The following is a 10,000-nucleotide window of genomic DNA, read 5'->3' as shown; positions in this document are numbered from 1 at the left end:
ACTCATTTTAGAGAAATCTTAAAAACGAGTACCTCACCGGCGCTTGCAGAACTTCTCAACAACATTTCTTTTATGATCTTTACGGAGTTTGCAACAGTTGTGGGGACAACCGCATTAGCTGTAACTAATATGCTTTTTAGTACTCTAAGTCTTTCTTTTTTACCAGGATACGCGTTTGGGATTGCGGCGACCACGATTCTCGGCCAGGCGTTAGGAGCAGGAAAACCGAAACTTGCATATCACGGTGCGTTTCGATCCGCTTTCTTTGCGGCTTGTGTGATGGGAAGTATGGGTCTTGTATTTATACTTTGGGGAAAGGAAATGTTGTCCTTTTATACAAAAGATCTAGAACTGATTGAGGAAGCGTATTCTCCCTTAGTTATCTTGGGAGTAATTCAAATCGTAGACGCTTATCATATGGTGATCGCTTGTGCTCTTCGGGGTGCGGGACTTCAAAACTTCGTTTTCCGTGCTTATACTGCGGCCTCTTATTTAGTGTTTCTTCCTTGCGCTTATTTTCTGGGCATCTATTTGGAAATGGGATCGACCGGATTGTGGTCTGGTATTGTGGTTTGGGTTCTGGTCCTTGCGTCCGTGTTTATCGTTCGATTTCGCAGAAAGGATTGGGTTCACAATCAAGTTTGATCCGAAGTTAGGAATTAACGACTAGTATCACACGGAAGTCTTGCATATTTGCAAATTAAGTTGCTCATCCTGAGGGAACAAGAGTCGCTCAAAATCAATTGCAATCATTCGGTAAGTTCCTAATAAAACCAGTAGTTCCCGCAGATTACGTCTCTTTGGAAAGTTCATAAGTCTTCGAACAGCTTCTTTTGTGATCCAATTCTTATAAGTTCCCACATACTAGGGTTTTGGAATATAGGCTTTTAAACTTTCTTGCCAGATCGGGTTTTCGGGTTTTCCTGGTCTGAAGATGAAAAAAGCACTCATAACCGGAATCACAGGACAGGACGGATCTTATCTAACGGAATTTTTACTCCAGAAAGGATATCAAGTTCACGGAATCGTCAGAAGATCCAGCATGTTCAACCGGGCAAGGATTGAGCACCTTCGTGGGAACTCCAATTTAATTCTGCACTATGGGGATCTTACCGACTCAAGCAATTTAAATCGAATTTTGGAAAAAGTTTCACCGGACGAAATTTACAATCTCGCCGCTCAATCTCATGTGGGAGTTTCCTTTGAAGTTCCGGAATATACCGCAGAAGCCGACGCGGTGGGAACGCTTAGAATTTTAGACGCAATCAAACAGATTGGAGTAAAAAGCAGATTTTACCAGGCGTCCACATCCGAACTTTACGGAAAAGTACAAGCAATTCCACAGACAGAAACAACTCCATTCTATCCAAGATCTCCTTATGCGGTCGCAAAGTTATATGCATATTGGGCGGTTGTAAATTACAGAGAGGCATTCGAAATCCATGCATCTAACGGAATCCTATTCAATCACGAATCCCCGAGACGAGGAGAAGGTTTTGTAACTAGAAAGATCACTATCGGAGTCGCCAATCTACTCGCGAAAAAAGGTGGACCTATTCAACTCGGAAACATGGATGCAAAAAGGGATTGGGGATACGCGCCGGACTACGTCGAAATGATGTGGATGATGCTCCAGCAACCCGAAGCGGACGACTACGTCGTGGCAACCAATGAAACACATACAGTCAGGGAATTTGTGGAAAAATCTTTCGGATTCACCGGAATTCAAGTACGTTGGGAAGGAAAAGGAGATTCCGAAAAAGGATTCGATGCAAAGTCTGGGCAACTTCTCGTGGAGGTAAATCCTAAATTTTATCGCCCGACCGAAGTCGATATTTTGATCGGCGATCCTTCTAAAGCGAGGAAAAAACTTGGCTGGGAACCGAAAGTAAAATTCGAAGAACTCGTCAGGATCATGACCAAAGCAGATTGTGAATTAGTCGGAATAAAACTTTAAAAACACATTCTAATTTTCGAATTAAACAAATAAGGCGAAGTGTCATCTCAATCCGACAAATCCACTTAACACGACTTTCTTTACGAAAAAATTACATGAGGGCTTGTTGACTTTGAAAAACCACATTGAAAAAATTCTAACTTTATAAAGAACCTGTCCCAAAACCTTAAAAGAAATCAGTTACAATCATTCAGTAAGTTCGTAATAAAATATAGAAGTTCCACAAATTAAGTTTTTTTGGTAGTTTACGAGCTTTCGAGCATATTTTATAATTGTTAAGTTCTCGTATAGGCTCCTAGATTCCGAGATTTTTAAGACAGGCTCAAAGTATTTTGGAACCATCACTTGTTCAACTGGATTGGAAATCATCTCAAAAATATTTTAGAACGATTGGAGTCGGCATTCTAAAAAAAGATAAAGTATTTTTGAGATAACTTATAGTATTGAATGATTTCTCAAGGGCCGTTGTTATCATATCAGAGTCTTGTCCAAAATTTTAGGAGGAATTACGATCATACTTGCCAAGTAGTTAACGTGAGTTCGACCCTATCTCATAAAAGCTAATTTTTCCGGAAAAGAATGAAATACTCTTGAAGTATTTTAGATCTATCGCGAATTAAAAAAATGTGGGAACTATTACTTTTAGAAAAATTTTTTAATTTTCTCATACCGAGTTCGCATTAGCATAATAATAAAATACAGTAGTTTCCGCAGATTACGTTTCTTTGAGGAATTATTTATAAATCACCTTTCCACCGTTAAATTCCCGTGGAGTTGAACGATAAGGTTTATGAATGATGCGAGGATCTACGTTGAAAGTAACTTACAATCTTCTACAGCGAAATATTCGAGAATCAATAAAGAGCATTGTATTAGGTTTAAAGGTAGAATCAAAAAATCCCAAATTTTTTCTTGAGTTCGTCTCTAGTTTGTTCCCAAACGACGGTCGTTTTTAAACCTAGAGCATAAGAACGATCCTGATCTCCTGTTTTGAGAAATTGTTCCGCTTCCGCGACTAAGGCCCTTAAATCCTCTAATCCAAAATTAGCGGAAACCCCTTTGGTCTGATGAAGTTCAGCTTGAAGTTCTACGTCTTTTTTTTCTTCCGTGAAACGAACGATACTTTTGATTCGAATTTCCATATTCGTGAGAAGGGACTCAACCATTTCTTTAAGCCAAGCGATTTCATCATCATCGTCACTCTGCTTCAAAGAATCCAATCTATTCCAGTCCACAAGCATATTTGCGACCTCGCCCAAAGTATTTCCTTTTTTCGCATTTAAGAAAAGCTACTTTCCAGTAAACATTACACTTGTTCAAGACATCTTTAAAAGCTTGAATAAAAAAGCCGAACCGATTTTTGTATTTTAGAGCCAAAGTGAGGTCTAAATGAAAATACATCCGACTGCCGTTATCGACCCAAAAACAGAATTACACGAATCGGTCGAAGTCGGTCCTTATTCCATTATCGAAGGACATGTTTCTATTCAAGAAGGTACCGTAATTGAAAGTCACGTAAAAATTTGCGCGGGTTCTGAGATCGGAAAATTCAACCGTTTTCATCAAGGTGCCGTAATTGGAGTAATGCCTCAGGATTTAGGATTTAATCAACAACTTTTAACTAGAACCGTAATTGGTGATCATAATATTTTCCGAGAATACTCGAATATCCATAAAGGAACCAAAGAAGATTCTCCGACGGTAATCGGTAATAAAAACTATTTTATGGGGAATTCCCACGTCGGCCACGATTGCATTCTAGGAAATAATAATATTCTTACGCACGGTTGTGTGTTAGCCGGTCACGTAACTTTGGGTAATTTTGCGTTTATTTCCGGTTTGGTAGCGGTTCATCAGTTTTGTTTTGTCGGAGATTACGCGATGGTCGCGGGACTTGCAAAGGTCGTTCAGGACGTTCCTCCTTATTCCACGGTCGACGGAAACCCAAGTACGGTAGTAGGCCTAAACAGCGTAGGTATGAAACGCGCCGGCTTTTCTCTGGAAGTAAGGAACGCAATTAAACAGGCTTATAAAATTATCTATCATTCCGGAATGCCAACTAGAAAAGCACTTGATGAGTTAGAGGCTTCGGACAACTTGATCGACGAAGTCAAATACATTATAAAATTCTTTAGAGATAGCGATAGAGGAGTGACAAGTCACAGGTGAGATTATTAATTACGGGGGGCGCAGGTTATATCGGAAGTCACATAGTCGCACTCCTTCTTGAAAAAAAGCACGAACTTTTAATCGTAGATAATCTTGAAAAAGGAAATGAAGCGAATCTTTTTTCGGGACCGGAACTGATTCAAGGAAATATTCAAGACGATTTCGTTTTGGAAAAAGCATTTTCAAAACCGATCGACGCAGTCTTTCATTTCGCCGCGTGGAAAGCAGCAGGCGAATCGATGATAGATCCTTCCAAATACGCCTTGAACAACATCAACGGAACTCTTAAACTTCTCGCTTACATGGAAAAGGCGGGGACCAAGAAATTTATATTTTCCTCATCTGCGGCGGTTTACGGTTCTCCGAAATATCTTCCCATTGACGAAAGACATCCAGTTCATCCGGAAAATTATTACGGTTATACGAAACTCGCGATCGAACAAAACCTTAAATGGTACGAGTCTCTCAAAGGATTCAATTTTGCTGCATTACGTTACTTTAATGCGGCAGGTTACGATCCCAAAGGAAGAGTTCGAGGTCTGGAAAAAACTCCCGCAAACCTTCTTCCGATCATCATGGAAACTGCGGCGGGTATGAGAGACGAATTCGAAGTGTTTGGAACCGATTACGAAACTCCGGACGGAAGTTGTATTCGTGATTATATTCACGTAATTGACTTAGCAAAGGCCCATGTTTTGAGTCTTGAGTATCTCGATTCCGAAAAAAAATCTCTCACGGTCAATTTAGGATCCGAAAAGGGTTATTCGGTTTTGGAAGTAATTCGTCTTGCAGAGGAAGTAGTCGGAAGACATATCCCTCATAAAATTTCGGGGAGAAGAGCGGGAGATCCCGCGAAACTTTTGGCTTCTTCAGCAATGGCCCAACGTTTATTGAAATGGGCTCCGGAATACAGTGAGGCCAAAACTCTTCTCAAAACAATGTGGGATGTGTATCAAAATCCGGCTTAAAATCACCGAATCGATCTGCACTCCGGATTTACGGAAGTCACGTATTCAAAAGAAAGGTCTTGTAAAAATTCTCCCCCTGAAAATTTTTCTTTGAATTGAATTTTTCCCTCTTTAAACAATCGAACCCAGTCATCTTGTAATTTGTTTGCGATCGGCGCGTAAGACCAATGCCATTTTTCCTCGTTGTAACCTTTGTTTCCTCTCGAAGTTTTCGGAGTATATGGCTGGCAGAAACCAAACCGTTTTGCGTTTTTAAGCATCCAGTTATAGAACTTTTCTCCTTTTCCACCTTTTTGAAAATAAGAATTCTCTAATGCGTTTAGGTCTATATCCGTTCCCCAATGATGTCTTGAGGTTCCGGGAGCGCTTGAAAATTCCAGGATCAAAGCAACGATTTCCTGGGAAGTTTTTCCTTTTACGGTTTCTCTCATTTTCCTTTTTCCGGAGTATTTTTCCTCCCAGATTCTCTTCTGATCCTTAAAGGAACGAAAAGCAGATACAAGAAACGGTTTTTGTTTTTCTTCCGGATTTTCTCTTTGATAAGCTTGGATTAGTTCCAAGAATTTTTCTAAAACTTCTTTCCTAAGATAATGGATCCTACTTTCTCCCGGATTAGCATACGCGGTTAACATCGCTTCCTGTTTGAAGTCTCCAAGTACATAGGCTTCGTTGGAAACGTTTCCCGTTTGAGAAAAAATCGCACTTTGAACAAAAAAGATCAAAATGGTGGAAAGTAAACTTTTCATACTTACTCGTCAAAATGTAAAACTCAAAGTCTCTTGCAATGGGTTTTTACTGGAAACCGTTCGTAAAATCTCAATATCAATTGGATACGACTCTTTTTAACCGACCATGAGTTCGTTCCAAAACCTTAAAGGAAATCGGCTATAATTTTCAGAAAGTTCATAACAAAATACGGGAGTTTCGGCAAATCATGTCCCTTTGAACAGTTTAGGTGTTTTTAAATATTCTTTTTCGTTGTTAAGTTTTCGTAGAAGTTCCCACACATATTAGGACAGTTCCATAATAAAGATTGAAATATTCCAGAATGTGGTATATTTGGTGAATTCGCTCTTGAGAAATATTACTTTAGAACCAAAGAACTGTGCTTTCGGTCGGGTGCGGACTTAAGAGTTGTCCCAAAAGGCGGGAGTTCCCACATTGGACGGTTTTGAGACAAACTCTTAGTGAAAAATTTGAGGGGGATATTTTCCAATGAAACGATATTTCATCACTTTCCTGATTCCTTTTTTTTCGATTACAAATTGTTACTTTTTCGATAAGGTAGGGCTTTCCACTCCGGACACTGTTTCAGGAAAGGACGCTAAAAACCAAATTCTTACCAGCGCTCTGATCGGAGCAGTCTCGTCTCCCGACGATACGGCGATCATCGCGATAGTTTCACCTCAACTCGCAAAGATAAACGAAAATCGTTACTACAAAAAAGCCGACGTGGATAATTGCGCCAATTCCGCTTTGATCACCAATCTTGTCACAGTAAATATCGGAGGTTTTGCCTGTAATCTAGAGCCGAGAGAATATCTTATTTGGTATGATTGATCCGAGTATCTTGCCGCAAGAGGATTCGAAAGATAGAGGCGCCAAACCTTATTTGACGGCATTGGAGGTTTAAGTATATTCGTTTAGAACAACTAATTCGAAAATAAAAGTCTTCCTTCGCTGAATCTTCCTCGAATTTCCTCTTTTTCCAAATCCCCCGGATTTCCGAACAAGGTAGCATCTTCTCGGGTCAATTCGATCAGTTTGGAATCTTTTCTTAAATCTGCGATTCTAAAATCGGGAAGACCGCTTTGACGAACTCCCATCAATTCTCCCGGTCCCCGAAGTTGAAGATCAATTTCGGATAACGCAAACCCGTCGGAGAAATTTACCATAGCATCCAGCCTTACCTTTGCATCTTCGGTGACCTTAGAGTCCGTCATAAGAATACAAAAACTTTCCTGATCTCCGCGTCCGACTCGCCCCCTCAACTGATGCAATTGAGAGATTCCAAAACGATCTGCGTGTTCTATCACCATCACTGTAGCATTGGGAACGTCGATCCCGACTTCGATCACAGTTGTAGACACGAGAATTTGAATTCTGTTCTTGGAAAATTCCCGCATCACTCGATCTTTTTCCTCGACTTCCATTTTTCCATGAACGAGTCCTACTTCGAAGTCAGAAAAAATCTCGTGTTTCAAATGTTCGTAAGCTTCGATGCAAGATTTGAGATCCACTTTTTCCGATTCTTCCACCAAAGGATAAACGATGTAGCACTGTCTTCCCGAAGAAACATACTTGCGAATGGATTTATAAACTCCCTCTCTTCGATCTTCCTGAAGCCATTTCGTCTGAATCGGCATCCTACCTTTGGGTTTAGATTTAATCGTCAGCAAATCCAAGTCTCCGTACAGGGTAAGACAAAGAGTTCTCGGAATCGGAGTTGCAGTCATCGCGAGAATGTCCGGATTTTTACCCTTGGAACGAAGAGTTTCCCTTTGATCCACTCCGAATTTATGCTGTTCATCTACGATCACCAGGCCCAGTTCGCAGAAGTGGACGTCTTCTTGAAAAACACTGTGAGTACCAATTACAAATAACGTGTCCCCCTTTTTGATTCTATAGAGTTTTTCGTATCGATTTTTCTTGGGCTCTTTACCAACAAGAAGTTCGATTCCTAAAAAGGGCATATTTCCCAAAAAGGAAAGAACGGTTTGATAATGTTGTCTAGCAAGAATTTCGGTGGGCGCCACCATACAAACTTGGACCTGATTATCCATATAACGTAACGCCGTCAAAAGAGCGACTAACGTCTTTCCAGAACCTACGTCACCTTGCAAAAGAACCGCAATAGGCTGATCCCTTTTAGTCAACTCTTCTATTTTTCGAAGTGCGGAATTTTGGTCTTCCGTAAGCTGGAAAGGAAGACTTTTTCGAACCAAGTCAGCCGTTTCCGATTCCGGCAAAGGCCAGAGGACACGTTTGATCTTTTCTCTTTCTTTCTTTTTGTGTTCGATCAAAAGATTGAAATAGAATAACTCCTCGTATTTGAGTCTGTACTTCGCGGCATCCAAGGAAATTTCGTCCGTGGGAAAGTGAATCTCGCGGTAAGATTCCTCTCTTGAAATCAAATTTCTTCGTTTTACGATTTCATTCGGAAGGATTTCGGAAATTCTGCCTTTCAATCTTTCTAAAGCCAAGTAAAGAATTTTTCGAAACCCTCTAGAATCCAATCCTTGCGATTTTAGAACTTCTCCCGAAGAATACAAAGGAATGATTCTTCCCGCGTGGATCATCTCCGGAAGCTCCGCCAATTCTTCTTCCGGTTCTTGTTGTTGACTTTTCTTATTGAGGTTTGCGGAATTTATCGCATAAGTCGGTTTGACCGCGCTCGCCAAAATTTCATAATCGGGATGAATAAGTTGAAACCCTCGAAAATATTCAAGCTTTCCTGTGACAACTAACGTTGCTCCGGGTTGGAAAATTTTCTGAAAAAAACTTACTCCCCGAAAGAACACGATCGAAATCCTTTCGTTGTTCTTCGTTTTAGTTCCGACTACAAACCTCGACTTTTTTCCATGGGCCAGATAAGCGTCTATGACCTCCACGATCAAGGTCACGGTTTCTCCCGTTTTCAAAAGAACATTGTCTGTAAGATTACGATCTAAATATCTTCTCGGAAAAAAATTCAAAAGATCCTGAAGAGTATGAATTCCTATGGACGCAAGCGCTACAGCCTTGGAAGACCCAACCCCTTTGATAACCGTCACAGGTAAAAGAAGTTCGTTTTTTACGCTTGTGTTTTCCGTTTTAGAGACCGAGTTCTTCATCCTTGATTTCAGTCGGAGCCCATTCCAGATTTTGATTTTGCGAATTTATGTTTTGGGTTGATGTTTCCTCATTTAAACCGAGGTAGCAATATCTACATCCGTAAATTCTAGCGTGTCGTTTGATGCCCGGAGAAGGTGGCTCCGCAATTACGGCGTATAAATATTCCATTTTTTGCAAGTATTTTCCGCAGACGGGACAAATTCTGGGTTTAGGAAGATTGGGATCCCAATTTTTACCGTAGACTTTTTTAGGATCTCCGTATTCCTTCGAAACTCCGTTTTGTGCGTCTCTTTTCTTTTCGGCGTTGTCGATTCTTCTCGTATCCACAGAATAAAGAAGATGAAAAAAAACAGCAGCCACTCCCAAACATAATACGACAGTTAAAAATCCAGTCATTGTTTTAGATAGTCCTTGATTTTTGCGGCCATCGTGGGCGGGAGACCGATACCTTTATCCTGCAATCGATGAGAATACTTGTGAAACGAATACGTATGTTGGGAGGTTTGAACAATTCCGTCGAAACAATTTTCGATGGATTCTTCCAAGGATCGACTCAAAGGGATATTAGAGGCGATCTGAAGTTCGTACTTTCGCAAAAGTCTACGATTGACTCCTCTACAAATCGAACGATAAAAGCAGAATCGAATTACGAGTTCCGAATCGGATTGCCCGTTGAGAATGTCCTCTTCAAGTTGATTGAGATTGATACAGTCTACGATTTCGAGTTTATACGCGACCGTATTGTGTTCGTAGGTCACCAGGTTCATAAATAGATGTTTGAATAAGGAGATCTTATAACAATCCTCCATACCGCACTCACCCATTTTCGAATTCTCGCACTGGGTGTACATCACAATATCTGTATCGGATTCGGCGGTCGCTTGACCGAAATTAAGAGATCCTAAAATGTCGAACGCGACTACGTCTCCTCCGAAATTGATCAATTTGGAGAATTTTTTAAAGTCTTCAATTCTTTCCCGAGATATAGTGGTTTCGTGGGACCGGAAATATCTTTTTAAACCGGTAAACTTTTGGATGGTGGGATTGTTTTTAAAACCTGAGATCGTCATTG

At 40.5% G+C, this 10,000-nt stretch carries 10 protein-coding genes (1 of these 10 only partly in view); 5 read left to right on the top strand and 5 right to left on the bottom strand.

Annotated features, from left to right (window positions below; all coding sequences use genetic code 11):
- Together LEP1GSC190_RS02370 and gmd are read left to right on the top strand one after the other, a co-directional pair.
- Nucleotides 1–645, top strand: partial view of an MATE family efflux transporter gene (locus tag LEP1GSC190_RS02370; protein WP_002748262.1) — the 3' end only. It extends 729 nt beyond the left edge of the window; 645 of the gene's 1,374 nt are visible here — the last part of the coding sequence; the start codon falls outside the window, past its left edge; it ends in the stop codon at nt 643–645.
- A gap of 289 nt (nt 646–934) precedes the next feature.
- Nucleotides 935–1,957, top strand: coding sequence for a GDP-mannose 4,6-dehydratase (gmd, locus tag LEP1GSC190_RS02365; protein WP_002748209.1), 1,023 nt, complete (start codon nt 935–937; stop codon nt 1,955–1,957).
- An 890-nt stretch (nt 1,958–2,847) separates the two neighbouring features.
- Here the strand turns inward: gmd and LEP1GSC190_RS02360 are convergent.
- The gene (locus LEP1GSC190_RS02360) at nt 2,848–3,198 is read right to left on the bottom strand and encodes an Hpt domain-containing protein (RefSeq protein ID WP_036036019.1); all 351 of its coding nucleotides are present in this window, start codon (nt 3,196–3,198) and stop codon (nt 2,848–2,850) included.
- 148 nt (nt 3,199–3,346) lie between these two features.
- Between LEP1GSC190_RS02360 and lpxA the strand changes: the two genes are divergently transcribed.
- Nucleotides 3,347–4,126: an acyl-ACP--UDP-N-acetylglucosamine O-acyltransferase gene (gene lpxA, locus LEP1GSC190_RS02355; RefSeq protein ID WP_002748277.1), complete on the top strand. Its 780-nt coding sequence runs from the start codon at nt 3,347–3,349 to the stop codon at nt 4,124–4,126.
- Nucleotides 4,123–5,094 carry a UDP-glucose 4-epimerase GalE gene (gene galE, locus LEP1GSC190_RS02350; protein ID WP_002748230.1) on the top strand — a complete coding sequence of 324 codons (972 nt, stop codon included), beginning with the start codon at nt 4,123–4,125 and terminating at the stop codon, nt 5,092–5,094. The genes lpxA and galE overlap by 4 nt, the downstream gene beginning before the upstream one ends.
- Nucleotides 5,095–5,096: 2 nt before the next feature.
- On the opposite strand, the gene LEP1GSC190_RS02345 is transcribed toward galE, so the two are convergent.
- Nucleotides 5,097–5,840, bottom strand: coding sequence for a M15 family metallopeptidase (locus LEP1GSC190_RS02345; RefSeq protein ID WP_002748256.1), 744 nt, complete (start codon nt 5,838–5,840; stop codon nt 5,097–5,099).
- Between the two features lie 469 nt (nt 5,841–6,309).
- Here LEP1GSC190_RS02345 and LEP1GSC190_RS02340 point away from each other — a divergent pair, with 469 nt between their 5' ends.
- The gene (locus LEP1GSC190_RS02340; RefSeq protein ID WP_002748233.1) at nt 6,310–6,654 is read left to right on the top strand and encodes a TIGR04452 family lipoprotein; all 345 of its coding nucleotides are present in this window, start codon (nt 6,310–6,312) and stop codon (nt 6,652–6,654) included.
- A gap of 92 nt (nt 6,655–6,746) precedes the next feature.
- On the opposite strand, the gene recG is transcribed toward LEP1GSC190_RS02340, so the two are convergent.
- Genes recG through LEP1GSC190_RS02325 form a run of 3 tightly spaced genes read right to left on the bottom strand, consistent with a single transcriptional unit; the run spans nt 6,747 to nt 9,998 of the window.
- On the bottom strand, nt 6,747–8,927 hold the full coding sequence (recG, locus tag LEP1GSC190_RS02335; protein WP_002748206.1) for an ATP-dependent DNA helicase RecG: 2,181 nt from the start codon (nt 8,925–8,927) through the stop codon (nt 6,747–6,749).
- A complete protein-coding gene (locus tag LEP1GSC190_RS02330; protein WP_002748202.1) occupies nt 8,908–9,324 on the bottom strand; it encodes a hypothetical protein in 417 nt (138 codons plus the stop codon). Before LEP1GSC190_RS02330 ends, recG begins: the two co-directional genes overlap by 20 nt.
- Nucleotides 9,321–9,998 carry a hypothetical protein gene (locus LEP1GSC190_RS02325; RefSeq protein ID WP_002748236.1) on the bottom strand — a complete coding sequence of 226 codons (678 nt, stop codon included), beginning with the start codon at nt 9,996–9,998 and terminating at the stop codon, nt 9,321–9,323. The genes LEP1GSC190_RS02330 and LEP1GSC190_RS02325 overlap by 4 nt, the downstream gene beginning before the upstream one ends.
- Nucleotides 9,999–10,000: the final 2 nt, after the last annotated feature.

This window comes from Leptospira mayottensis 200901116 (assembly GCF_000306675.2).
In the GTDB taxonomy this organism is placed as follows: Bacteria; Spirochaetota; Leptospiria; order Leptospirales; family Leptospiraceae; genus Leptospira; species Leptospira mayottensis.
Note: the sequence above shows the minus strand (reverse complement) of the source record. Positions and strands in the feature narration are given on the sequence as shown.

Excerpts from the sequence above, each read along its gene's own strand:
- gmd (WP_002748209.1), top strand. The coding sequence starts at position 935 with ATGAAAAAAGCACTCATAACCGGAATCACAGGACAGGACGGATCTTAT.
- LEP1GSC190_RS02360 (WP_036036019.1), bottom strand. The coding sequence starts at position 3,198 with ATGCTTGTGGACTGGAATAGATTGGATTCTTTGAAGCAGAGTGACGAT.
- lpxA (WP_002748277.1), top strand. The coding sequence starts at position 3,347 with ATGAAAATACATCCGACTGCCGTTATCGACCCAAAAACAGAATTACAC.
- LEP1GSC190_RS02345 (WP_002748256.1), bottom strand. The coding sequence starts at position 5,840 with ATGAAAAGTTTACTTTCCACCATTTTGATCTTTTTTGTTCAAAGTGCG.
- LEP1GSC190_RS02340 (WP_002748233.1), top strand. The coding sequence starts at position 6,310 with ATGAAACGATATTTCATCACTTTCCTGATTCCTTTTTTTTCGATTACA.
- recG (WP_002748206.1), bottom strand. The coding sequence starts at position 8,927 with ATGAAGAACTCGGTCTCTAAAACGGAAAACACAAGCGTAAAAAACGAA.
- LEP1GSC190_RS02330 (WP_002748202.1), bottom strand. The coding sequence starts at position 9,324 with ATGACTGGATTTTTAACTGTCGTATTATGTTTGGGAGTGGCTGCTGTT.
- LEP1GSC190_RS02325 (WP_002748236.1), bottom strand. The coding sequence starts at position 9,998 with ATGACGATCTCAGGTTTTAAAAACAATCCCACCATCCAAAAGTTTACC.